The organism is Hallella absiana (assembly GCF_025457485.1).
Taxonomy (GTDB): domain Bacteria; phylum Bacteroidota; class Bacteroidia; order Bacteroidales; family Bacteroidaceae; genus Prevotella; species Prevotella absiana.
Map to the genome: position 1 here is coordinate 58483 of NZ_JAMXSP010000002.1, position 25811 is coordinate 84293.

The following is a 25811-nucleotide window of genomic DNA, read 5'->3' on the forward strand; positions in this document are numbered from 1 at the left end:
ATTGTGCTGGAATCTTGTGTTGGCTCTTCCCCTTGGGGGGCTACTCATCTCTCATGGCATCCACCGGCTTGATGTTCATGGCGCGGGCGGCAGGTGCCAGTCCTGCCAGTACGCCGAGCACGCTGAGCAGGGCCATGGCACCGACGGCAGTCCAGAAGCTCACTTGGAAATGCGCTTGCACGATGCCGTCGGTGGTGTTGCCCATCTCCAAGAGCTGGAGAATAGCCACGGCAAAGAGGATGCCGCTCATGCCGGCCACGATGGTCAGCACGATGCTCTCGGTGATGATCTGTGAGAGCACCATGCGTGGCGTGGCACCAATGGCGCGACGGATGCCGATCTCGACGGTGCGCTCGCGAACGGTCACCATCATGATGTTTGACACTCCGATGGCTCCGGCCAGCAACGTGCCGATACCTACGAGCCATACCAGATAGTTCACACCTTTGAACAGACTGTCGACCATGCCGAAGAGCACTTCTGTGTTGAACACGGTGATGCCTTTCTCGTCTGTCGGGTCGACATGGTGTTCGCGGGCGATGATGCCGCGGATGCGGCTGCTGAGCTTGCTGAGCACCACACCGGGACGGCCTGTGAGACTGATGATGTCTACTTGGTCACCGAGGTTATAGGTTTGTTGCATGAGCGTGATGGGCAGGATGACGCTCTCCTCTGCCGAACCATTGATGTTCATATTGCCGGAACTGTAGTCCACGCCGACAACACTGTAGTAGAGCGAGTCGATGCGTACGAGCTGTCCGCAGGGATTGCCGCCGCCGGGGAAGAGCGTCTTATAGATCTTCTTGCCCAACACGCATACCTTACGGTGCTGTGCCATATCCATCGGGTTGATGTACCGGCCATAGTAGAGGCTGGGCTGCTCCACTTGGGCATAGTCGGGTTCCACACCCTTGACGCTGGCCGTACTCTTCTTGTCACCGAAGACAACCACACTGCCCCAGCGTGCCACCATCGGCGTGACCACGTCGAGTTCGGGAACCTGTGCTTTGAGTCGGTCTACGTCTTTGTAGACCATGTTCCACTGCCGTCCCTTGCGAAAACCGTCGTAGGGCTTTGTCGTCGGCTGGGCAAAGACGAGTGCCGAGTTCGTGGCAAAGCCTTCGAAGTTCTTGCTCAGCAGGTCCTTCAGCCCGTCGCCCCCGCCGATGAGGGCCACGAGCATGAACACGCCCCAGAACACGCCGAAGCCTGTCAAAAACGAACGGCTCTTGTTGCGCGTCAGCGTGTCGAGTATCTCGCGGTAGGTGTCGATGTCAAGACGCATAATAATGTATAGTGTATAATGTATAATGTATAATGTATAAATAAATGTTTGGCGGTTGGCAAGCTATCATGAGTAGTTATGAGACAACTCGTAACTCGTCATCCGTAATTCGTCATTGAATAGCTCATCATTCGTCATACGTAATTCGTCATTGAATAGCTCATCATTCGTCATACGTAATTCGTCATTGAATAGCTCATCATTCGTCATACGTAATTCGTCATTGAATAACTCATCATTCAACATTGTTCAGCGCTTCTATGGGTCGAATGCGCGCAGCTTTGCGGGCGGGAATGAGGCCGGCAAGCGTACCGGCGACAACCATGACCACCAAGGCCTCTATGCACACGTCAAAGCCTACGGTAGGGTTGAGGAACATGGTGGCTTTGAAGAGTCCGGCATCTACCTGCTCGTGTCCGATGGTAGCATCCATATATTCGTTGGCGGCAATGCCGCAGAGCATGCCGATGTAGCCGAAGAACGTGGTGATGATAATGCTCTCGATGATAATCAGGCGAAGGATAGAGGCCGGCGTGGCTCCGATCGCCTTGCGGATACCAAACTCGCGCGTGCGCTCCTTGACGGTGATGAGCATGATGTTGCTCACGCCGACAACACCCGACATCAGTGTGAACAGGCCGATGATCCACAGTGCCTTGCGGATGATGCCCATGCCCATGTTCATCTGCATGGCCTGTGTGAAGCGGTTCCAGATCCATACGGCATCCTCGTCGTCGGGGGCGGCATCGTGGTTGGCGTTGAGCGTGGCCTTGTAGCGTTTCTCAAAGGCTTCGTTATCCGCCTCGGTCTGTAAGCCATGGAACGAGAAGTTGATGTTGTCGACCTTGTCGCCCATCTGGTAGATGATGCGCAGCGTGGAGAACGGCAGGTAAGCACTGGCGTTCATGCCGGTCTGGTCGCTCTGCGTGATGCCGACCACGCGGAAGGCGAGGCTGTCCATCTTCACGTACTGACCTACAAGAGCTGCCGGGTCGTGCTCGTTGAGCTCTTTGGCCTGGTCCTCGTTGAGTACGATGACCTTGCGCTGCTGGCTGTTGTCGACGTCGTTGATAAAGCGTCCGTGGAGCATCTCTATCTTGTTGATGCGGGCATGCATGGGCGAGACACCGTCGATCTCGGTGCTGAGGTAGTTCTCGCCATAGGTGATGGTCACACCGGAGTGGCTTATCTGTGCGTCTATGCTGTCGACGTTGGCAGCAAACTTCTGTCGGGTGCTGTTGATGTCCTTGTCCTGCAACTGTATCGGCCGGCCCTCTTTCAGTCCTTTGTATTCCTTGGAGGTCGTGCCGCCTCCCACCGACATGGAGTTGTCGAGGAAGCGTCCCGAATTGCTCTCCGTGGCGTTGATAAGTCCGTTGCCGGCACCGAGCAGAAAGATGAGCATGAAGATGCCCCACGCCACGGCAAAGCCGGTCAAGGCTGTGCGCAGCTTGTTGCGTCTGACGGTTGCCCAGATTTCTTCTAAGAGGTCAATCATAAGCTGTTGAATAATGTTTTGAAGTGTCTTTTCACGTCTACTATTCTTCAGGTATTGCTTTCTTTCCTCCCCCTTGGGGGAAAAGATGGGGAAGGCTTTTTACTTCATCACTCCATTGATGCCGAACGGCGATGCGTGGTGGTCGAGGTTCTCCTCTATCTTTCCGATGAGTCCGTCTTTGATGTGTATGATCTTGTTGGTCTCGTTGGCCACGCCGCTCTCGTGTGTGACGACGACGATGGTCTTGTGCTCCTCCTCGTTGAGGCTTTTGAGCAGTTCCATCACTTCCACGCTCGTCTTGGAGTCGAGTGCGCCGGTAGGCTCGTCGGCGAGGATGACCTTCGGATTGGCGATGAGGGCGCGTGCGATGGCCACGCGCTGCTTCTGTCCGCCCGACATCTCGTTGGGATAGTGGTCAGCCCAGGGCAGCAGGTCAAGGCGCTCAAGATATTCCAATGCCATCTTATGGCGTTTGCGTCGCGACACACCTTGGTAGAAGAGTGGAAGCTCCACATTCTCTACGGCAGTCTTAAAGCCGATGAGATTAAAACTTTGGAAGATGAAGCCGATGAAGTGGTTGCGGTATTCAGCGGCGCGGCGCTCGCTGAGGTCTTTGATGAGCGTGCCATCGAGGATATATTCCCCACTGTCGTAGTTGTCGAGGATACCTAAGATGTTGAGCAACGTAGACTTTCCGGAGCCCGACGCTCCCATGATGGAGACGAACTCACCCTCCTCGATGTCGAGGCTGATGCCCTTAAGCACATGAAGCGGCTGGGCACCGAAGTAGGTCTTGTTGATATCGTGAAGATGAATCATAGTCTTTTCTAACTTTTTGTTATTCGTGAAGAAGAATCACAGTATTCTTTAATTTCTTACTATTTTCAGTGTCTGGTCGCAGTAGTCGATGACCGCCATACGGTGCGTGACGAAGATGACCGTAGTATTGCGGTCGGCGAGGATATTGTTGAGCAGTTTGCGTTCTGTCTCCGGGTCGAGGGCAGATGTAGCCTCGTCGAGCACGAGGATGCTGCTTTGGCGGAGCAGTGCGCGTGCGATGGCGATGCGCTGCGCCTGTCCTTCCGAGAGTCCTCCTCCCGCCTCGCTGCAAAGCGTGTCGAGGCTGTCGGGCAGGTCGAAGACAAAGTCCGCACAGCTTTTGTGAAGGGCTTCTTTCATCTCTTCCTCTGTTGCCGTCAGTCGTCCTAAGCGCAGGTTGTCGCGGATGGTACCGCTGAGCAGGGTGTTGCCCTGTGGCACATAGGCGAAGTTGCAGCGTGTCAGTGGAGTGAGCGCAGTCTCCTGATGGTGGTTGTTATAGATAATGGCCTTTCCCTGCTGTGGAGAGAGCAGTGCTAAGAGGATACGGATGAGTGTCGTCTTGCCGGCTCCCGTCTCGCCGAGAATGGCTGTACACGAGGCAGGTGGGAAGTCAAAGCTCAGATCATGAAGAATCTCACGGTCCTTGTCTTCGTATTGATAGTACACATGTTCGAGACGGATGCCGCAAGGTGCTTCCAGTCTTATGGGCTCTCCCGTCTCGTCGAGCGGGTCTTCCTCCAGTTCCATCAGTCGCTCGGCGGCGGTGAACACCGATACAGCCTGCGGTACGAGCTTGGTAAGGTTACGCGCCGGTCCTTGTATACGGCCGACGAGTTGCAGAAAAGCGGTCATGCCGCCAAAGGTCAGCGAGCCGCGCGACATGCGTAGGGCAGCCCAGAGAAAGGCGATGAGGTAGCCCAGGCGGAAGCCCAGCCATAGGACGATATTGCTGAAGACAGAGAATACTGTACGGCGCACGACCTTATGGCGCAGTATGCTTTGTGTCTGTTCCAAGCGCTCTGTCATGGGTGTCTCACTTTCAAGCGTCTTGATGAGCATACGGTGCTGGATGGTCTCCTGCATCAGGCTCTGCACCTTAGAGTCGGAAGAGCGTACCTCGCTGGTGAGGCGCCGCATCTGTCTGACGTAGATCTTACTCACAGCGACGAACACGGGGATGATGGCGATGGTGACGATAGCCAGCACAGCATCCATGGCGAAGAGATAGCAAAACGCGCCGATGAACATGGCAAGCACGGCGAGCGAGTCGGGAATGGTCTCGGTGAGGAAGGTCACTACATTGTTCACGTCGAACTCCAGTCGGTTGAGGACATCACCGGAGTGGAACTTCTCTTTGCCGTGCCATTGTGTGCGCAGGATGCGGTCGAGCATCCGTTGCTGCATGCGGTTCTGTGCCCTGATGCCAAGGATGTTGCTCACCCACGTGCTTGCTATGGTGAGAAGCAGTCCTGCCACCATGAGCAGTGCCATGACGATGACGGCGATGACGATGCGGTGGGGACTGCAGGCATGTCCTTGCAGGGCGGGCGTAGACACGTCGATGGCATGTTGCACGGCTCCTACTTGCGCCAGCGACACCACAACGCCGAGCAGGCCGATGACGGCATTGAGCATGGCTTGCAGCCTGTTGCCACGCCACGCCTGCCACAGCCACCGCACGATGGAGCGGGTGTCGTACTTGGACTTGGGGAGATTGAAGAGATTTCGTATTTTCATCTATGAATAACCAGAGAGGAGTGATCGTATGATATCTGTGAAGAATCAGAGAGAAACGATCGTATTTTTATAGAACAACCTTTGTGGTGAGTCGTCTGATCCTCATTGTTGCCGTTGGTCAGCCCCCCACATGAGTTTGTCGCGCAGGGTGGAGAAGTAGTGGGCATTGTGCTGCTTGACGATCTTCACCTGATAGGGTGCCTTGCGGATGACGACCTTGGTTTTGTCAGTGAGCTTTTCCGAACGTCCGTCAATGGCAATGAGGAAGTTGTGGCTGCGGCTCTCCACGTCGAGTTCTATCTCGTTGTTGTCATTGATGACGATGGGCCGGATGTTGAGACTGTGTGGTGCCACGGGCGTGATACAGAGGTTTTGCGCCGACGGCACGATGATGGGTCCGCCGTTGCTCAGGCTGTAGGCGGTGCTGCCCGTAGGCGTGGAGATGATCAGGCCGTCGGCCTGATAGGTGACGAGATACTCCCCGTCGATGCTGCATCGGACAGATATCATGGCGGCCATGTCGCGTTTGAGCAGTGCGATGTCATTAAGAGCGAAAGGACAGCCACTGAGTTGTTCGCCGACCGCCTCGGCCTGGATGACAGAGTGCTCCTCTATCTTGTAAGTGTCATTGTATATTTCTTCGAAGGCCATGCTCACCTCGCTGGGCAGCACGTCGGCGAGGAAGCCCAGCCTGCCCATGTTTACGCCAAGCATAGGAATGCCTTTCGCGCCGACACGGCTGGCCGCATTGAGGAAGGTGCCGTCGCCGCCGAGCGAGACAGCGAAGTCTGCCGTGAAGTCCTCACCGTCGAAGACGTCCGTATGCCAGATGTCAAGATGCTGGTCACGGACCAGAAATTCATAGTAGGGACGGTCGATGAGTACCTCCGCGTCATGGGCTTTGAGGATGTCGGTGATATGCTGTATGGCCACCGACTTCCGCGCTTGGAATGCATTGCCGAAGAGGGCAAAGCGTAAATGCTTCTGTGGCATATCTGTTTGTTTTTTGCTTTCTTTATCATGTATTGTTCGTCTGTATGACGAACTTTTTGTATATTTGCATTTGATTCAGTTACAAAAATACGATTATTTATTGAAAAAGGACAATAATCATGGCAAAAGTTTATGAATTTCTTGCCAATGGCTTTGAAGAGATAGAAGCCTTGGCACCTGTTGACATCCTTCGTCGGGGTGGTGTGGAGGTGCATACGGTGAGTGTGACGGGTTCTGAATTTGTGGAGTCGTCGCACGGCATCACCATCAAGGCTGATCTGTTGTTCACCCGTCCGGAGGACTATCGCGACGCTGACCTGCTGATGATTCCAGGCGGCATGCCTGGTTCCACCAACCTCAATGCCCATGAAGGCGTACGCCAGGCGATGCTGTGGCAATACAACAGTGGTAAGCGTGTGGCTGCTATCTGTGCGGCACCGATGGTGCTCGGCGGCATTGGCATCCTCAACGGGAAAAAGGCTACCTGCTCACCGGGTTTCCAGAAATATCTCACTGGCGCCACCTATACGGCAGAGCTCTATCAGGAGGATGGCAACATCATCACGGGTGAGGGACCGGCCGCAACGTTGCCTTACGCTTATCGCATCCTCAGCTATTTCATCGGTGGGGAGAAGACGCGCGAGTTGCAAAAGAAGATGCAGTATGCTCACCTGATGGAGGCTAAGTGATGGCAGAACAGGACTATGTGATCATCGTCGCCGGCGGCAAGGGTACACGCATGGGCAGTGACGTGCCCAAACAGTTTCTGCCCGTCGGCGGCCGTCCCGTGCTCATGCGCACGCTGGAGCGTTTTCATGACTATGACCCGTTGTTGCGTCTCATCCTTGTCTTGCCCAAGGAACAGCAAAGTTATTGGCGGTCGCTGTGTGAGCAATATGCCTTTGACATTCCTCATCAGGTGGCCGACGGTGGTGCTACGCGCTTCGAGAGTTCGCGCAACGGACTGGCTCTAGTGCCTGACGACGCGTGTGGCGTAGTGGCCATCCACGATGGCGTGCGTCCGTTTGTTGCCAAGGAAGTCATCGACCGTTGTTTCGAGGCTGCCCGTGAGGACTATGCGGCGATTCCTGTGTACGCTGTCACCGACACGCTGCGCTATGTCGACGAGCAGGGGGGTGGCCGCAATGTGCGCAGGTCGGACTATCGCGTGGTGCAGACGCCGCAGGTCTTCGACATCACGCTGGCCAAGCAGGCGTTTAAACAGCCTTATCAGGAGAACTTCACCGACGATGCTTCGGTCATCGAGGCCATGGGCTGTCAGGTGGCAATGGTAGAAGGCAATCGTGAGAACATCAAGCTCACCACGCCCTTTGACCTCGCTGTCGCTGAGGCGCTCATCCAGCAACAGCTCGGGTAACGTTATATATATAATAAGGTGGTATGACAGACATACTGAGTCAGGACATCATGTATTTGCCAGGGGTGGGGCCTCATCGCAAGGACCTGCTCGACAGTCAGCTCCATATCAAGACATGGGGCGACCTGCTGGGCTATTACCCTTACAAATACGTAGACCGCACGAAGTTCTATCGCATCGCGGAGTTCCAGTCGCCCTTGCTCTTCGACAACGTGGCGAGCGCAGGATCGTTGCCTTTCGTGCAGATCAAGGGGCGGATACTCAGCTATGACACTTACACCGATCCGGGACAGAAGCGTCGTGTGGTGGCACACTTCTCCGATGGCAGTGGCGTTGTCGATTTAGTATGGTTCCACGGCTTGCGCTATGTCACGCAGACCTATAAGATCGGACAGGAGTATATCGTCTTTGGGCGCCCCACGATCTTCCAACAGCGATGGCAGTTTGCCCATCCCGACATGGAAAAAGTCGGTGAGAGCAATGTCACGGAGATGGGCATGCAACCTTATTATATGACTACGGAGAAGATGAAGGACCGGGGTATGACATCACGCTCGTTGGAGAAGATGACCAAGGCACTTGTCACCCGTATCCCTCAAGGTGCGATTCCCGAGACGCTGCTGCCCGAGCAGATCAGCCGCCTTCACCTCATCGGACGCGAGGACGCGTTGCGCAAGATCCACTATCCGCAGTCGATGGACGACGTGCAGCGTGCGCAGATGCGGCTGAAGTTTGAAGAGCTCTTCTACGTGCAGCTCAACATTCTGCGCTATACCTCGGAGCGGCGCAAGAAATATCAGGGCTATGTTTTTAAGCGCATCGGCCCGCTCTTCAACGACTTCTATCGCGACAACCTGCCCTTTGAGCTTACCGGCGCACAGAAACGTGTCATGCACGAGATCCGTGCCGACCTCTGCTCAGGCCGTCAGATGAACCGGCTGTTGCAAGGTGACGTAGGCTCGGGCAAGACCCTTGTGGCGCTCATGGCTATGCTCATCGCACTGGACAATGGTTTTCAGGCGTGTATCATGGCACCCACGGAGATTCTGGCAGAACAGCATCTGGCTACGATCCGCGAGTTCTTGAAGGACATGCCCGTGCGCGTGGAACTACTCACCGGCATCGTCAAGGGCAAGAGACGCAAGGAAGTGCTTGGTGGACTGCTCGACGGGAGCGTCAACATCCTCGTGGGTACGCATGCGATCATCGAGGACACCGTGCAGTTCCATCGTCTTGGGCTTGCCGTCGTCGATGAGCAGCACCGCTTCGGCGTGGCGCAGCGTGCGAAGCTGTGGGGCAAGAGCGACAACCCGCCGCATATCCTTGTGATGACTGCCACGCCGATACCGCGTACGCTGGCCATGACGCTCTACGGTGATCTCGACGTGAGTGTGATCAATGAGTTGCCGCCGGGACGCAAGCCGATCGTCACCATTCATAAATATGACAACCAGATGACGAGCCTCTATCAGGGTATCCGTCAGCAGATCCACCAAGGCCGACAGGTGTATATCGTCTTCCCGCTGATAGAAGAGAGCGAGAAGATGGACTTGAAAAACTTGGAAGATGGGTTCAAGGCGCTGTGCGACGTGTTTCCGGAGTTCCGTCTGAGCAAGGTGCACGGACGCATGAAACCGGTGGAAAAGGAAGCGGAGATGCAGAAATTTCTCAAGGGCGAAACACAAATATTAGTAGCCACCACGGTGATAGAGGTAGGGGTCAACGTGCCCAATGCCTCGGTGATGGTGATCCTCGATGCCCAGCGTTTCGGTCTTTCTCAGCTCCATCAGCTGCGCGGACGTGTGGGACGTGGTGCCAAACAGAGCTATTGTATCCTTGTGACGAACTATAAACTGTCGGAAGAGACGCGCAAGCGCATCGACATCATGTGCGACACCAACGATGGCTTCCGCATTGCTGAGGCTGATCTAAAGTTGCGCGGGCCCGGCGACTTGGAGGGCACACAGCAGAGTGGCATCGCCTTTGACCTGAAGATTGCGGACATCGCGCGAGACGGACAACTCGTACAGCTGTCACGCGATGAGGCTCAGAAGGTCATCGATGCTGACCCGGAATGCAACCTTCCCGCCAATAGTCTTCTGTGGAATCATCTGCGGGAACTGAGGAAGACGAATATCAACTGGTCGGAGATATCATAAGAAAAGTGGCCTCGCCCCATGCCCCTCTCCAACAGCCTCCCCCCCTCTCCAAGAGGAGAGGGGAGTAAAATGATGGATAAACAATTCCAACACGCGACCGGACCAATATGATAGAGGCCAAATGGGGTGACATGTGGGACGGACTTTATGCCCGTCCTAACCCAGCACTTCATACTCAACCCCATATAGCTTATGAGTAGAGAAGAGTTGCCCTTTATCTCCTTCTCACCACAAACCACAGGTGCATGAACAGCGTGGTGATGAGACCATAGTGGCGGGCCATGACATGGAAGCGCTCGATGAGCGAGGCACGGTGGTTCTTGTTTGTCATGCCCCCGTCGAGGTAGTTTGCCACCACCTCGTTGACACGCACAAGCATGAGATGGCGGCGCTGAGTCTCACGCATCACACGGATGCACCAGTCCACATCGGCCGAGAAGCGATAGCGCAGGTCATAGGGATTGTTCTTCGCAATGTCGGCCCGGGCATAGAACGCCTGATGGCAGACAAGCATACCCCGGCAGAACGAGCGCCACGACAGACGAGCGGGCGGTTGCAGACGGCGGTGCGCAACGAAGCGGCGCTCGCTGTCCACGATGTCGGTAAAGCCGTAGAGCACGCCCGGCAACGGTTCGCCGGGCTTCACACAGTCCGCCACATGCTGCAGCGTGTCGGCCGACGGGAAAGCGTCGCCGGCATTGAGAAAGACGATATAGTCGCCCGTGGCCAACGCCAGCCCCTTGTTCATCGCGTCGTAGAGGCCACGGTCGGGCTCGCTCTGTATGCATACCACATGAGGGCTACCCTGCTGCTCGGTCTGTCGCCGGTAGTCCTCAGCCATCGCCACGGTGCTGTCGGTCGACTTGCCGTCGATGATCCAGTGCTCCACGTTGGCGTAGTTCTGTGCCAGCACGCTGTCGAGCGTGGACTGCAACACGGGAGCCGCATTATACGTAATGGTGACAACGGTAAACCTGATCATATTCTGAATGTTCTTTGCGCGATGGCGTTACTGTAAACCTCTATATATTTCACGGCGACACTCTGCTGGCTGTAGTTGCGCTCCACCTTGTTCACAGCCTCACGGCTGAGCTGCTGATGGTCAGCCTCGTGGAGCGTCCAGTAGACGCCTGCCGCGAGATCGTCGGCCGAACGGTACTTGGCCACATAGCCATTCTTCTGGTGATCGATCATCTCGGGGATGCCGCCCACGTTGAAGCCTACGCACGGCACACCGCAGGCCAGCGCTTCCATGATGGTGTTGGGCAGGTTATCGCTCAACGACGGAATAACGAAGACATCCGCAGCCTGATAAGCCTGCACGATAGCCCGCGTGTTGTTGACATAGCCCAGGGGGTAGACAGGCAACTGGAACTGCTCTGCGATCTCGTCGGCATGTCCTCCCATGACCACCACGCCCCACTGCTCTTTGAGTTCAGGGTGGTCAGCGGCGAGTTTGTTGCAAGCCTCAACCATATAGTCCATGCCTTTGATCGTCTGGGTGACGCGCTGTGAGACAAAGAGGATCAGCTTCTTGTCGAGTGGCAGATGCATGCCCAGCCGAGCCTGACGCTGGTCGCCGGGACGGAACACCCGCGTATCGATGGGATTGGGAATGGCCGTGATGTCCTGTCCCACAAGCAGTCGGCTGCGACGGGCCTCGCCGGCAAGCCACCGGCTGCACGCCACGAACTTGATAGCGTGCTTGCCAAGGATTTTTGCCTTACGCTCCCATACCTTATAAGACAAGTCGTGCTTACCGCCACCACCGGGCAGGAGGCGGCAATGCTGGCAGTGCGTCGTGAAGTTGTGACACGTCAGCGCGTAGTGGCAGATAGCCGTCGCGGGCCACATATCGTGCATGGTCCATACCACCGGCTTGCCATCTTCCAGAATCGTGTTGATATCTTTCAGAGAGAGCATCCCCTGGTTGATCCATGCCAGATGTATCACATCCGCCTCTTTATATTCGGGCAGAGAGGTGATGTCGGTGCCAGAGTTGGCAGTATCAATCTCGAAGAGGTGGTCACGCTTGAAGTGGAGACGCCAGAAGATGCACCAACGCTCCCACAGAAAGTGAAGGCGGTGACGACCCGGATGGGGCAGGCCCACCACCGTGATATTGTCGGTCTGCTTGTCGGCCACAAGCATCTTAGCCTTCACCCCGTTGTTGTTGAGTGCCTCCATGAGCCGGTTGGCAGCCACAGCGGCTCCTCCGGTCTTTTCACTGGTGTTGACAATGAGTACACGCATAGTCTTATTCTTTATTACTAAGACAAAGTTACGAAAAGAATGCCCAACGACCAACGATTCTGCGATATTTTATTATGTGTACGCAAACACCCATTGATTTACATCAATAAAAGGCTTTTTCCTATTTAATTATAACGGAAAATGTTGTGAGAATAAGAAAATCACAGTACCTTTGCACACGTCAAAAGGTTAATAGATTGTTTAGGTTAGTAGTAATAGATTTAGGTTTTTAGTTATTAGGTTTAAGGTAGATTTGATAGATTGTTTAACGGATGATAACGGAGACCGTGAGGTCGACGTTTGATTTGAAAAGGATTTTTAGTTAAACATAGGCTATACGCTGGAGCTCGTTGAGAGTTTCAGCGTATTTTTTTTGAAGACCCTCCCCTCCCTAAAAAGGAGGGAGAAAGCAACGAACCAGTTTTACCTAAATAACATTGAGATTCCGCAACTTCTTCCCACAAAGGTAGCCCCCTAACTTTTAATGCGTAACTTCCTTTATAGTTGGTATTGGTTCCATCCGTTAAAGTACTGCGGCAACTCTCCTGATATTCTCAAGCTTTGACAGGAACCCTTTGTCCCGTTTTGCCATCTGCTTTGAATACTGCGTCTGCATGTTAATCCAGAAGTCTGCATCAATGCCCAATGCAGCTTCAAGCATCATGGCGTATTCAACGCTTATGTCACGTTTGCCGTTGATAATGTCGTTGAGAACAGAATAGGACATACCCATTTTTTTAGCAAGCTGACGCTGCGACATTCCTCTATCTTCAAGTTCATCCCGGATAACTTCTCCAGGATGAGTTGGCTCAAAAGGATCCACGTTGTTAGCTATCATATTGTCTTTAACTCCGTCTATGTGTATCATAATAACATCCTCCTATTTATAATGACTACTTAATTCCGTTATATTGCAGATAGTGGAAATATCTTCTTCATTCTGCTTAGTCTCCTCAAATTCTATACGGTACTGGTTATTGACCCTTACTGATGAAAGGCCTTCTTTGTCACCATGCAATTTCTCATAATGTAGTGAACCTATTTGGGTAAGTGTCAGGACGTGTTTCGCACTCTTCATTATATCAACAACCTTCTTGTACTTCTTTACGATTTGGGGTTGATACCAGTGCTTCATATCCGTTGCCTTACCATTCTCATACAAGTTCTGCAGGAATTCCTTTTTCAAAAGTGACAATCATAGCGTCCGTATATCATTTGTTTGCAAAGATAATAACTATTTTCAATATTCGTAAGTTTGCGGCCGGTTATTCTATTTCAGCACAAAATTTTGCCATGCCGGGCGTAGCGGAAAAGGCAGGAAGTGGCACTGACAAAATCATAAAAGAATGGAAAGAGGCTAACTGAAGAAACTCTTTCCAGGCACACTTACTCATCTTAAGCAAAAGTACAAAGCCTTAGATAAAAGACTCAGAAAATTCATGCTTGGGACTTGGGTATAGCATTTTCTCTTCCCCATCTTAGGGGGAAGAGGCTGGGAGAAGAGGGTCTGGAGCCCCCCTACTTTTGCATTGTTTGATCTATGCTCACCAACTTGTTGACAATGGCATAGATGGTCAGACCCGCTGGTGAATGTATTTGCAGTTTCTTGGCGATATTGCGTCGGTGGGTGATGACCGTGTTGGTGGAGATGCACAGATGGTCGGCTATCTCCTTGTTGGACATTCCCTGCACCAGCGCCACGATGACATCACGCTCACGCTGGCTCAGCGGGTCGTTCTCACCCTCGTGTTTCACCATGCCGGGGATGGCGCTGAGCTCCACACTCTGTTGCTTCCGCTGGTTTTCGAGATGCCGGATGACAGGAATGAAGATGTCGTTCTCCACATTGCAGTGGAGATGGAGCCACTCCTCATTATTATATATATCGTAGAGTGTGGCCATGAGTTTGTTGTTGTGGGGTCCGTCGGCAGGCAGATACTTGATGATGATGTTCTTGAGTTCCCTCAGCTTCGTGTCAAGTTGATTGTGGTGCTTGGAATAAGTGTCGATGTCATAGTTGTCAGACGTCTCACCGTCGAGCAACTTCTGCACGTAAGGGAAGACATGCTTCTCCTCGTAGCGCATGTGCACCGTCACGCCATGGGCGTATTCATCATACAGTTTGAGGATGAGGCGTGCGAGATTGTCCTTTTCGTCGAGCGCATCGGCGAGCTCACGGCGAATCAACGGCAGTTGGAAGTCGAGATAGTAATCGTGGCTGGCGCGCAGATATTTGAGCAGCGTAGGAATGGAGATTTTGTCCACACCGAGCTTATCTTCGTAACCATTGACCGTGTAGTTGATGACCGTCAGGAAGGTAAAGGTGTCCACTCCCTGCTCCTTGCACACCTCATCAACCGTCTTGTCGCCGAAGCCGAGGTAGATGCCAAAGGAGTTCATTGCCTGCAGGATATTATAGTTGTCACGGATGACCGATATCATCTTGTCGCCCGCCTCATACATCTTCACGTTTTTCATTGCCTTAGCTGATTCTTGTTCACTGTATGCAAAATTACACATTTTCTTTCAGTCACGCAATACCTAAAAATAGGGATGACAACAAAAGTTCGTTGCCACCCCCGTTAGCATTGAGAGATTTGCCAAAGGCTGATTACCGCCTTTAGCCCCCGATACGTGTCTGTGTGTATTCTCGTCTGTGTATATCCGCAACGATGCAGATTCGCTACAGCTTTATCTCCTGCTTATATTTTTCGCCGAAGCGGTTGGTAAACGTTACGGTCACGCTCTTGGCCTTCTTTCCCGGCTTGCATCGGAAGAGATGCCCGGTGGGCTGCTCGCCGGCATCGCGGTAGAGCGCGTTCTCCATGCGTATATACATCTCGTCGGTGGCTGTGAACTGTTCCATCGTCCCCTTGTCGACACCATCCTCCTGCCAGGTCACCGTGCACGCCGGATCATAGTCCCAGACGTTGGCCACAAGATGCTGACGATCGCGACGGAAGGTGCCCGGCACGTAGAGCCGCATCTGTGTAGTCACGGGTTCACCCGTCGGCTTGAAGTGCCAGCGCACGTCGTCACCGTTGACATCAACGATGAGATAGCCGTTGGGCGCACCGCACACTCCCACGCTGCCTGCCCACCAAGCGCCACACGCCGCCGTGATGTTGTGCTGATAGAGATGATCGTTGACCACGATATTCTGGAAATAATGGGTATGCCCGCAGAAGACATGCACGCGATAGTCCTTCAACACCTGCTTCAGTTCGGCTGCATTGCGGATGTTGCCGTCGCCCTGTACTGTGTTCCATGCGGCAGCATGCATGTTGAGGAACACGGTAGAGCCCTTCGGCACATAGCTCAGATCCTTTTCCAACCAGGCCAACTGCCCGTCGGTGATGGCCTCGATATATTTCTTATGACCTACATAATTGATGTTTTTCAATGTCACGACATGTATCTTTCCGATGTTGAACGAGTAGTCGGTAGGACCAAAAAAGCGGAAATAGTTCTGCTCGGCATAAACGGGCGTGCCCAGCCGCATGTTGTGCAAATCCTGATAGCGCTTGTCGAGATCGTGGTTGCCGATGGTCTGGAACATCATCAACCCCAGGTTCTGACACGAGGCAGCGTACGTAGGGAAGAGGTTAGGCGTGTCGAAGACCAGGTCGCCGAGCGTCATGCCGATGATCTCGCCCCGGCTCTTCAGCGAATCTACGGTGTGAGTGAGATCCTTGAGCGTCTCGTTTTTCCATCGTCCCACCTCTTTCTCATTGCGCATCTGCGGGTCGCTGATGGCAATATAGGTAAAGCGGTCAGCTCCTTTCTTGCGCTTGCGGAGTACGAAATCGTTGTTGTTACCGCTCTTTACTGCCTTTGCCATGGGAATATAGAACCGAGCCAGACCATGGTCGTTGTTGAGTTCATAGTCGGCGGGAGTGGAGATGGCGACAAACTTGCTCAAACAGGTGTCGCTGGTCAGCGTCCACCGTCCTTGTTCGTCGGTGGTGGTGAAGTGAAGTCCGTCGTTGACCACGACATGCGCGATACCTTTACCGGCAGGCGTTTTCACCTCACCTTTCAATACGAAAGAGGTTTGCTGCGCCATGGCAGAGAGCGTCATGGCAGAAAGGAGAAATAGAGTTGTTATCTTTTTCATTGTGCTTTGGAATTCTTGTTGATGAAGTTATTTAGCCGCTGCGCTGCCATAGCTCTCGGCCTCAGCGAGAGAGGTGGTAAACGCCTCTTGCGTGTAGGTGTTGCCATACTCGTCTACAGCTTCCACCTTGACCTTGGCCTTAGGGTTCTTGAGTTTGTAGACGAAGTCGTGATAGCAGGTGACTCCATAGTTCTTCTCATCGCGGTTGAGCACGCCAAGATGGAGTCCCACAGCCCAGGCGTCCTGCTTGAAGTAGCTCAGCGCAGAGGTCATCTCACCACTATACTTCCCATTTTCATAGACGCTCACATGCCATTGCGGGTCATAGTTGAACACGTTGGCTACGACATAGTCGGAAGGGAGCCCATAGGAATAGGTACCGTATTGTCCGCCAAAGAAGGCGTTGCCATGGAAGAGACGTATCTGGAACGACTTGTCGTAGCGCGTGGGCTTGTAATACTGGTTGATGATCTTGTTGCCTTGAATCTCATAGACAGCGTAGCCATTGGGCGTGCCGTCGGTACAGATGACCGAGTGCCACCAGGCTCCGCACGCTGTGCCGTGGATGCGCTCCTCAGTCTGGATGGGCTCCTTGACCTGATAGTTTTGCAAGTAGTGGGTATGTCCGCACATGAGCTTCACATTGGGGTAGTCCTTGAGCAGGCTGAGCATAGCCGCGCGGCCCGGTGCATTGCTGTCGCGCAAAGGGATGTGGTAGTAGACGATCACCAATCTGTCTTTGGGGACGCTCTGCAGGTCGGCCTTCATCCAGGCGATCTGATCATCAGAGATGCCGGTGGCGTAGTCCTCACTGTTGCTGAACACCACATCATCGAGACAGATGAAATGCACCTGTCCACGGTTGAACGAGTAGTTGAGCGGCCCGAACGCCCGCTCGTAGTTGTCGGTGGTTCTGGGCGTCGTGACGTCGGTCTGCCTCACCTTGTCGTGGTTGCCGATGGTAGAGAAGAACGGCGTGTCGGTAGAGGAGAGCACAGAACGCATCGAGCACATCATGTCTGGCTTGTCGTTGACAATGTCTCCCAAGGCAATGCCACACGTAGGCAGGTTCAGACTGGCAACGGTCTGCTGCAAGTCGGTCAGCGTCTCGTCCTTGAAGCGGGCCAGCTGACTATTGTTGGTCACCTGTGGATCGCCCATGGCGATGAGTGCGAAATGACTCACCGACGAGGTTTGCCTTGTGAGCGTGAAGTCATACTCCTTTGCTGTGTTCAGTTTCTGAAAGAACTGCGTGGGGCGCGCCTTGCAGTCCGACGGCGTAGCGTAGAACACATAGCGGGCTCCTTCATGGCGCTTCATCTGGTAAAAGCCACGGCTGTCGGTCTGTACGCAACTATAGCCATCGCTGACGGTGACACCCGTGCAAGGCTTTCCGCTGTCGTCGAGAAGCAGTCCGTAAAGGTCATTGCCGGCGTCGGGCTGAGGTACGGCTGGCGTGGATGTTGTCTTTCCACCGTTGTCCCCTCCCCCACTTTCTGAGGAAGAAGAGCAGGAACAGATGAAGAATATGCCTATGGTCATGGCGACCACAAAGTTGATAATCTCAAAAACTTGTCTTCTCATATCGCTTTATTTACCTTCAGAAATAACCACATCGTCCAAGCAGAAGCGTTTGTTGCCCTTCGTGCTGAACGCGATCTTTGTGTTCTTCGTCACGCCGGTCACCGTGAACGCAATGTCTTCCCAGGTGCATCCCGTCTTCTTGCCGGCATGCTGATAGGCGTAGGCCTCCATCGAAGGCGTGCCGCCACCGAGGACTTGAATGGTCAGCGTACCGCCAGACTCACTGAGATACTGTGCCACACGACAGGTCACCCTGACTGTCGTCACGCCATCGGACAAGCGGCTCAGCGCCGGAGTGATGATCGTACCGACGAGTTTTGCCGTTCCAATCTTCACGTAACCCGGATGCTCATAGATGCGTGCTCCCTCCCAGCCCTCGAAGCCGCGCAACCGTCGATAGCTCTCCGACATGGTGAGGATAAGGTCGTTGCTGCCGTCAGCAGAAGCCTTGCAGGAAGCAACAGCGACGCTGGGGTCGACAACCTTACCGCCGTCGCCCGCCATGAAGCCGCCCATGACGCCCGGCTGATAGTTGATGACGTCACCACCCCAAACCATTTGGTCGAAATGCTGTTCCAGGAGCACCTGCGAGAGCACAGAGGTCTGAACGACAACGGGACTGACATCGGCCGCATCAGCAGACACCTTGATGAGTACCGGCCCGGCGGACTTCGGGGCACCGATGACGGGTAACAGTATCGTACCCGTCTCGCCACCGAGCGTCACCGTGGTGTCGTTGACAACAAGGCCTTCGGCCCCTGCGCCCGACAAAGCGGTGTGCAACTTCAGCGTCATACCCCGATAGCCATAAGAGTAAGGCAACACGACACAGAGGTCAGCACGCTTGCCCATCTGCAAGGAACCCGAGAACTTGGCATTGCCAAAGGTGAAAGGAGCGCCCTCGTCCTGGCGGCAGTAGACGGTCAGGTCGCGTCCCGCTGCATGAAGCACAAAGGAGTCGAGACGCTCGGCACCGGTGTTGCGTGCCGAGATCACCTGTATCTTTTGGCGAGTAGCGCCGTCGCCCGTTCCGTTCGTCTTGTCGAACGACAGCCACGACGATTGTGTGGTCACCGACCAGTCGCCGTCGGTGCACACCGTGAAGTCACGCTCACCGGCCGCATAACTGAAATGGAGCTGTGAGTCGGAGCGAAGCACAAAGTTGCTGTCGTCGGAATTGCATGAGGAAAGAGCTTCTACTCCCATCAGGAGCAAGAGAGCAGCTATGAAGAATGATGCTTTCATTTCCATCCGTAGTTTTGTTTGAGATTAGGATTCTTGACCAGTGCGGCACGTGGTATGGGGTGGAGATATTTCTTGTCGCTCCAGTCGTTTTCGTTCTTGATATAGAGTCTTCCGTCCTTGAAAGAGTAGTAAGGCGACTTAGCGAGATTGATGTAATAGATACCGGAAACCGTCGAGGCGGGTTTGCCGTCGCAGACCTCCAGGTCTTTCACACCGTCGCCGTTGGTGTCATAGGCTTTGTTTTTCTCACCGATGTAGATGCTGTTCCACTCTCCGGCGAGCATCTCGCCCTCACCCCATCGCATCAGGTCGTCGTAGCGCAGGCCCTCTCCTTCAAAGAAAAGCTCAATGGCACGCTCACGTCTAATCTCCAACAGCCACTTATCCGAGCATTTTCCAAGATAGTATTTCACCAGATAGGGGTCAGCCACAGTGGGCGCGTCGCCATTGACACCGGCCCGCTCACGCAGTGGGCGGATGGTATTGTCCCATACCTTGCCGTCCATCTCACCAAGCTCAGCCTTAGCCTCAGCCTCGTTGAGCAGGATCTCGGCATACCGGAAAATGGGGATAGCGTTGCTACAGCGGCTGGTCTGCTCATAATAGGTGTCGTCCATGTTGAACTTAATGACTTGATAGCCAGTCATCGTCACCGACCAAGTAGCATTGTAGCGCTGCACAGTGCCATTGATGTTTTTCTTGTAAGAGGGTGTAATGACGCTTTGTTGCAGTCGGCAGTCGCGGTTAGTGCAGTTTTCCACAAAGGTCTTCTTGTCGTAGCCGGGCAGGTCGGTAAACCGGCTGCCGTCGCGGTTGAGGTAAGTGTTGACGAAGTCCTGCGTGGGTGACCAACGGCGCGTGTCGTTGCCGGCAGAGTTGAACTTCTGCGTGACGTTGTGCGTGGCAACCAGCTCACTGCTGTATTCCCGCGCCATGATCACCTCCTTGTCCAATGGTTTTTCTGACTGGAACAGACTGCGGTAGTCGGTTTCGGGATGTCCCGTGTTGACAATTCCGTACACGCCTGAGCCCATCAGTGCTTCCGAGGCTTTGACGCATTCGCCGAGCCATCGCCGTGAGCTATTGGTCTCTTTCCACGGTTCATTGGTAGATGGATTGACGGTGTGGTATTTGCGATAGGTGCCCTCGAAGAGACAGACGCGCGACTTCAGTGCCAAGGCGGTATAGGCCGACACCGGCAGCGTCTTGTCTGCTTTGAGGTGAGCGGCGGCAAAGTCGAGGTCAGCCAGCACGCTGTCCATGACGAGCTCGCGGTCGTCGCGGGTCTTATAGAGCTGCACGCTGTCGGCAGCGTCGATGGTGTGGCTGTACCAAGGCACGTTGCCATAGGTCTTCACCTTGTCGAAATAGAACCAGGCACGCCAGAAGCGGGCAATGCCACGATAGTGGTTGAGAGTGGCGGCATCAGCGCTGCCACTGGCCTTTGCGATGTTTTCCAGGAAATAGTTGCAGCGGAAGAGATTGGTCCACGCGCCGTAGGTCCATCCCGACATCTTGTCCACGTCGAAATCTTTTTGCAGCAGCGAGCTGGTCGTGCTCGTAGCCAGATAGTCACACGTGCCGCTGCCACTGCTGGTGAGATCCTCAGCACTGGGTATCATGTCGACGTAGAGACCATTGGCATAAAGCTCCAGCTCCTCAGCATTGGCGAAAAACTCGCGCGAGTCGATGTTGTTGAGCGGTTCCTTGTCGAGCAGGTCGCTGCACGCCGAAAAGGTCATTGCGGCAAGAGCGAGCCCGCATATCATCTTTCTATTCATTGTTTGCTATTTTTAGTTCAATCAGAATGTTACGTTCAGTCCAAAGGACACAGACTTCATCATCGGGTAGCTGTATCCGTCACCGGCCTCTCCCACCGGGCTCCATCCGTCGGGATCACCGGAGTTGATGACCTCGGGATCGAAGTTCTTGGCGTGTTTGTGGAGTGGCGTAAAGGTGAGCAGGTTCTCACCGGCGACGTAGATCATGAGCTTATGCAGTCCCAGCGGCTTGATGAGACTGACCGGGAAAGAGTAGCTCAGGTTGATGGTCTTCAGTCTGAGATAGGCGGCGCTCTGCAGATACTTGTCGTTGGGCTGCGTCAGCGTGCCCTTTCCGACCTCAGCGATATAGGAGCGCAGTCGTGGCCAATAGGCTCCGGAATTGGTGATATTGCCGTCGGCATCAACACCGGCCTGGGTGTTACTGTTTTGCCACGGCAGATCGAAGCCATAGGCACGGCCATACATGCCCCAGAAGAGCGACGACTCGGCATGAGGATACCAGTCGCGCTTGCCCACACCTTGCCAGAAGGTGGAGAGGCCGATGCCCTTCCAGTCAGCTCCCAACGAGAAACTATAGCAATAGCGGGGCGCGGTGTTGCCGATCTTCACCAGGTCGCCGTGGTTCTCAAGCGTGCCGTTGCCGTTGTCGATCTTCTTATCTCCGTTGACATCCTTAAACTTCAGATCACCGGCCTCCCACACCGTTCCGCCACCATTGTAGTTGGTGAACCAGCTCTGCGAAGGCGACTTGGCAACATCGTCTTTGCTCTGGAAGAATCCGTCAACATGGAAGCCCCACAGTTCGCCGACCTCCATACCTTTATAATAATGTGCGGTGTTATTGGTAGGCAGTGTGTTGGTTGTAGCTGTGTACTTGGTGATATAGCTGCGGCTGTCCCACAGGGCGGCTTTGGCAAAATACTGCAGGGGACTTCCGGCCAGCGTCACCTGGTCGCGCCAGCTCACGCTGAGCTCCCATCCGTTGGTCTTCATGTCGGCATTGTTGCCCTTGGGTGCACTGTTGCCATAGACGGCGGGCAGCTCGTCACCGACGACATACATGTCGGTGGTGTTTTTGCGATAGAGGTCAAAACAGAGCTTGAAGCGATTGCGGAAAAGGTCGAGATCAAGGCCAAGATCATAGGTGGTCACCTTTTCCCACGTCAGACTCTTGGGAACGGGTGCGGGCGCATTAGTGTAGGTGATGAATTTTCCGTCCTTGACCACACTGCTCTTTTTGATCGACATCGTGGAGAGATACTGGTAAGGGCTGACAAGTCCGTTACCAGCCTCACCGACAGAAGCCTTGACCTTGAGGTTGTTGAGCCACGAGTCGCGCAGCGCTTTCATCCACGGTTCTTCGCTCACCCGCCAGCCGACAGAACCGGAAGGAAAGAAGCCCCACTGCTGACTTGACGGAAACTTGCTGCTGCCGTCGTAGCGTCCACTGGCCTCAGCGAGGTAACGGCCTTTGTAGTTGTAGTTCAAACGATAGAAGAATCCGACAAACGCCCAGTCGTAGCTGCCGTTGTCCTGAATGTAATAGTTGTCACCATCGAGAAGATTGAAGTTGGGCTTGTCCTTGACGAGCAGTCCTTGCCGCATGACACGTGTAGAGCGGTTTTTCTCGCTCTCGAGGTTCCAGCCTCCCATGATCTTCACCTTATGGTCGGCACTGAGACGGGGCGTGAAAGTCAGCGTGGCATTGGCCGACATATATTCTGTGTCGTAGAAGCGCGACTCGAGATAGCTGAAGTTTTGGTGCTGTACAGAAGCCGACGGCGAGATGTAGCCCGTGTAGAGGTTGCCGACTTGATCGCGGTGGTTGGCAGTATAGCTATAAGTAAAGTCGGCCTTACCCTGCAGCACATCCTTAATGAAGTCGGCAGTCAGCCCGGCAGTGTTCTTCACCGTGAGTTTCTTCAGTTCGCGCCATGACGTACCCTCGTACATTCCGGTGTATCCTGTGTAGACAGCGGCCTCGGTCCACGTGCCGTCGAGGTTGCGCAAAGTGGCAACGGGGAAGCCCTGGGTCTCGATCTGACGCTGGATAGGGATGATCGTAGAGAGGTCGGTAGGACTGTAGGAGTACATCACGGCAGGCTCGTGATAGATGCGGCGCCACAACTCGATATTATCGCTCACAGTCAGCCAACTGTTGAGTCGCAGCGTGCCCTTGGCGCGGAGGTTGAAGCGTTGGAATTTCTCGTCTCCTATTTTATATATACCACTCGTGCCGTAGTATCCGCCGGAGAGAAGATAGGTAGCCCGGTTGGAACCACCCGAGAGACTGAGATTGTGTTGCGTGGCGGCATGACTGTTTTTATAGGTCTCGGCAAACCAATCGGTATTGCCGAAGTAGTCGTAATAGCCGTTGGCATTGATGCGGATCTTCTCAAGCGTAGGATCGGCATCGCGACGCTGCAGTTCGCTGTACCAGTCGTCCCAGCTGACGATGAACTTATTGAAGCGGTTGTTGATAGTGCTGGGCTCCTTGCCTTTATAGTTGACGTAGGCATTGTAGAAATCGGTGGTCCACTGTAGTCCGTTGGTCACCATTTCGGGTTTGACGGTGCGTGAGAGTATGGATACATTGCCGCTATATTGGATGGTAGGACGGCCCACCTTGGCTTTCTTGGTGGTGATGAGGATCACGCCAAAAGCGCCGCGAGCACCATAGATAGCCGTCGAGGACGCATCCTTGAGCACGCTGATGCTCTCCACATCGTCGGGGTTGACAGCATTGAGATCACCCTCCACGCCATCGACAAGCACAAGGGCGCCACCGCCGGCTCCGATGGAGTTGACATTGCCACGAATGCGAATGGTACCCGTGCGGATGGGCTTGCCATCGGCCATGGTGATGGTCAGACCGGGCACCTGTCCTTGCAGACTACGCGTGATATTGGGATTGCTGCGGTTCTCCAGCACGTCACCGCTGACCGACGACACGGCGCCGATGATGTCGCGCTTCTTTTGCACGCCATAACCGACGACGACCAGCTCGTCGAGGTTGTGCACATCGTCTTTCAGCTTCACGTCGAGCTGACTGCCATTGACCTGATGGTGCTGTTCCTGAAAGCCGAGATAGGAGAAGCGAAGCTCGTGTCCATTCTCCGTGTCAATGGCATACTGTCCTTTCTCGTCGGTGACAACACCCTGTCCGGAAGTCTTGTCATAAACGCTCACACCGACCAGAGGAGCACCCGACTGGCTCTTTACCGTGCCACGGAGCACATCGGCGGACGCAGCAGAGGGCAGTCCAGCCAACAACACAAACAGCAGCAACGGATTCATCTTTTTACCTTCTTTAAATCGCATTTTCATCTTTTTGTTGAATGACACTGCAAAGTTAGGTCACAAATATTAAGGATTTGTTAACAGCAAATGGCATTGGGACTACAACCGTGTGAAGAATGTGTTTCATCGTAAACACGGGAGTTACAGACAAAGCACAGCCTACCAACATCCCCAATAATGAGGATGCTACGACCATTTGTCGATTTCACGAATTTTAGGTATTGTCAACATTCCCTATACTCCGTAACTTTGCAGCCGTAAAAAAGAAGTAAATATCAACAGTAACACACGATGGAAAAGAAGATCTCAACAAGCCTGCTGTCTTTGGCGCTCGCTTTTGCAGCCCTGCCCATACAGGCTCAGGTCAGTGCCGCAGACTCGGTGATGGCTCACGCCGGCGGTCACCGTCTGAGCGTAGGCGGATACGGCGAGGCTGCCTACAGCCGCAATTTCTACAGCGACAACGTCTACCGCTATTCTCGCGTAAGCCAGTACAGACATGACCCGAGCCACGGACGTTTCGACATTCCCCACGCTGTCATCTATTTGGGCTACGATTTTGGCAAAGGATGGACGATGGGCTCGGAGATAGAGTTTGAGCATACCGGCACCGGCTCGTCGGTAGAACAGGAATATGAGGAGAGCGGTGAATGGGAAACCGATACGGAAAAAGGCGGTGAGGTGGAACTGGAACAGTTCTGGCTGCAAAAGAGTTTTGCTCGATGGGCCAACATCCGTGCCGGACACATCGTCGTGCCCGTGGGACTACTCAACGCCCACCACGAGCCGCTCAACTTCTTCACCGTCTATCGCCCGCAAGGCGAATACACCATTCTGCCCTCGACATGGCACGACACGGGCGTGAGTTTCTGGGGACGCGCAGGGAAGTTCCGCTATGAGGCTCAACTGCTTGCCGGACTCGACGGCTTCAAGTTCAGCCGCGACGGATGAATCAATGCCGGTGCGGGAAGCCCATTTGAATATAAGGTGGCCAACAAATACGGCTTTGCAGCCCGCCTCGACTACTACGCCATAGACGGTCTGCGACTGGGACTGAGTGGATACTACGGACAGTCGATGCACAATACTTTTCCCCACGACATGGAGGGTGACAACTACAACACCCAGGGAGAGAAGTTAGGCACGAAGACTTACGACAACATCAAAGGTAGCGTGTATTTCGGTTCTTTCGACTTTACCTTTCATAAATATAACTGGATCGTACGCGGCCAAGCTGACTACGGCTATCTGAGCGACGCCAAGACGCTGAGCACCGTGAAGATCAACCGCACGTCGAACAATGCCCCCTACGACAAAAGCTATGTGGGAAAGAATGCCGTAGCCATCGGCGTGGAAGCCGGCTACGACATCTTCTCACAGATTCAGAAACTGCACGCCGACCAGCAAAAGTTCTATCTCTTTGGCCGATACGACTACTACAACTCGTATATTCCGGCCAAAGGTGAGCCCTCCTATGAATATACAAAGAAGCAGGCCGTGACCTTCGGCTTCAACTATTACCCCATCAAGCAAATTGCCATCAAGGCTGACTACTCCTACCGCTTCCTCAAAAGCCAGTACAACAACGAACCAAGCTTGAACATAGGTATCGCCTACGAGGCTTTCTTCCTGTAAAGAAGTACGGGATATGTAACG

General features: G+C 54.0%; 18 protein-coding genes and 1 pseudogene. 4 read left to right on the forward strand and 15 right to left on the reverse strand.

The window, feature by feature from the left end; genetic code table 11:
* Positions 1-40: 40 nt before the first annotated feature.
* The 5 genes from NG346_RS01275 to NG346_RS01295 all read right to left on the reverse strand — a co-directional run bounded on the left by NG346_RS01275 (position 41) and on the right by NG346_RS01295 (position 6335).
* Positions 41-1285, reverse strand: a complete 1245-nt coding sequence (locus NG346_RS01275) for an ABC transporter permease (protein WP_262288164.1) — start codon at positions 1283-1285, stop codon at positions 41-43.
* A 235-nt stretch (positions 1286-1520) separates the two neighbouring features.
* The gene (locus NG346_RS01280) at positions 1521-2783 is read right to left on the reverse strand and encodes an ABC transporter permease (protein ID WP_262288165.1); all 1263 of its coding nucleotides are present in this window, start codon (positions 2781-2783) and stop codon (positions 1521-1523) included.
* 99 nt (positions 2784-2882) lie between these two features.
* On the reverse strand, positions 2883-3602 hold the full coding sequence (locus NG346_RS01285) for an ABC transporter ATP-binding protein (protein WP_262288166.1): 720 nt from the start codon (positions 3600-3602) through the stop codon (positions 2883-2885).
* Positions 3603-3650: 48 nt separating this feature from the next.
* Positions 3651-5342: an ABC transporter ATP-binding protein gene (locus tag NG346_RS01290; protein ID WP_262278997.1), complete on the reverse strand. Its 1692-nt coding sequence runs from the start codon at positions 5340-5342 to the stop codon at positions 3651-3653.
* Positions 5343-5444: 102 nt separating this feature from the next.
* A complete protein-coding gene (locus tag NG346_RS01295) occupies positions 5445-6335 on the reverse strand; it encodes an NAD kinase (protein WP_262278998.1) in 891 nt (296 codons plus the stop codon).
* A gap of 119 nt (positions 6336-6454) precedes the next feature.
* Here NG346_RS01295 and NG346_RS01300 point away from each other — a divergent pair, with 119 nt between their 5' ends.
* Genes NG346_RS01300 through recG form a run of 3 tightly spaced genes read left to right on the forward strand, consistent with a single transcriptional unit; the run spans position 6455 to position 9872 of the window.
* Entirely contained in the window at positions 6455-7024 is a 570-nt protein-coding gene (locus tag NG346_RS01300; protein ID WP_262288167.1) for a DJ-1 family glyoxalase III, read from the forward strand.
* Positions 7024-7713, forward strand: a complete 690-nt coding sequence (locus tag NG346_RS01305) for a 2-C-methyl-D-erythritol 4-phosphate cytidylyltransferase (protein ID WP_262288168.1) — start codon at positions 7024-7026, stop codon at positions 7711-7713. Before NG346_RS01300 ends, NG346_RS01305 begins: the two co-directional genes overlap by 1 nt.
* Positions 7714-7736: 23 nt before the next feature.
* A complete protein-coding gene (gene recG / locus NG346_RS01310; RefSeq protein WP_262288169.1) occupies positions 7737-9872 on the forward strand; it encodes an ATP-dependent DNA helicase RecG in 2136 nt (711 codons plus the stop codon).
* A gap of 214 nt (positions 9873-10086) precedes the next feature.
* Here recG and NG346_RS01315 read toward each other — a convergent pair whose 3' ends face one another.
* The 10 genes from NG346_RS01315 to NG346_RS01360 all read right to left on the reverse strand — a co-directional run bounded on the left by NG346_RS01315 (position 10087) and on the right by NG346_RS01360 (position 24182).
* The gene (locus tag NG346_RS01315) at positions 10087-10854 is read right to left on the reverse strand and encodes a glycosyltransferase family 2 protein (RefSeq protein WP_262288170.1); all 768 of its coding nucleotides are present in this window, start codon (positions 10852-10854) and stop codon (positions 10087-10089) included.
* Positions 10851-12125, reverse strand: coding sequence for a glycosyltransferase family 4 protein (locus NG346_RS01320; protein WP_262279003.1), 1275 nt, complete (start codon positions 12123-12125; stop codon positions 10851-10853). The genes NG346_RS01315 and NG346_RS01320 overlap by 4 nt, the downstream gene beginning before the upstream one ends.
* A gap of 523 nt (positions 12126-12648) precedes the next feature.
* Positions 12649-12993, reverse strand: a complete 345-nt coding sequence (locus NG346_RS01325) for a HigA family addiction module antitoxin (protein ID WP_154535564.1) — start codon at positions 12991-12993, stop codon at positions 12649-12651.
* A 12-nt stretch (positions 12994-13005) separates the two neighbouring features.
* The gene (locus tag NG346_RS01330; protein WP_262288171.1) at positions 13006-13311 is read right to left on the reverse strand and encodes a type II toxin-antitoxin system RelE/ParE family toxin; all 306 of its coding nucleotides are present in this window, start codon (positions 13309-13311) and stop codon (positions 13006-13008) included.
* Positions 13312-13643: 332 nt separating this feature from the next.
* Entirely contained in the window at positions 13644-14603 is a 960-nt protein-coding gene (locus tag NG346_RS01335) for a LuxR C-terminal-related transcriptional regulator (protein WP_262288172.1), read from the reverse strand.
* A gap of 205 nt (positions 14604-14808) precedes the next feature.
* On the reverse strand, positions 14809-16242 hold the full coding sequence (locus tag NG346_RS01340) for a calcineurin-like phosphoesterase family protein (RefSeq protein WP_262279005.1): 1434 nt from the start codon (positions 16240-16242) through the stop codon (positions 14809-14811).
* Positions 16243-16269: 27 nt separating this feature from the next.
* Positions 16270-17826 (reverse strand): calcineurin-like phosphoesterase family protein, encoded by a 1557-nt coding sequence (locus NG346_RS01345; protein ID WP_262279006.1) that lies wholly within the window; start codon positions 17824-17826, stop codon positions 16270-16272.
* A gap of 6 nt (positions 17827-17832) precedes the next feature.
* On the reverse strand, positions 17833-19071 hold the full coding sequence (locus tag NG346_RS01350; protein ID WP_262279007.1) for a BACON domain-containing protein: 1239 nt from the start codon (positions 19069-19071) through the stop codon (positions 17833-17835).
* The gene (locus NG346_RS01355; RefSeq protein ID WP_262279008.1) at positions 19068-20852 is read right to left on the reverse strand and encodes a RagB/SusD family nutrient uptake outer membrane protein; all 1785 of its coding nucleotides are present in this window, start codon (positions 20850-20852) and stop codon (positions 19068-19070) included. The genes NG346_RS01350 and NG346_RS01355 overlap by 4 nt, the downstream gene beginning before the upstream one ends.
* 21 nt (positions 20853-20873) lie before the next feature.
* Positions 20874-24182: a SusC/RagA family TonB-linked outer membrane protein gene (locus tag NG346_RS01360; RefSeq protein ID WP_262288173.1), complete on the reverse strand. Its 3309-nt coding sequence runs from the start codon at positions 24180-24182 to the stop codon at positions 20874-20876.
* 264 nt (positions 24183-24446) lie between these two features.
* On the opposite strand from NG346_RS01360, the pseudogene NG346_RS01365 reads away from it, so the two are divergent.
* Positions 24447-25790 (forward strand): annotated as a pseudogene (locus NG346_RS01365) (hypothetical protein).
* The last annotated feature ends 21 nt before the right edge of the window (positions 25791-25811 follow it).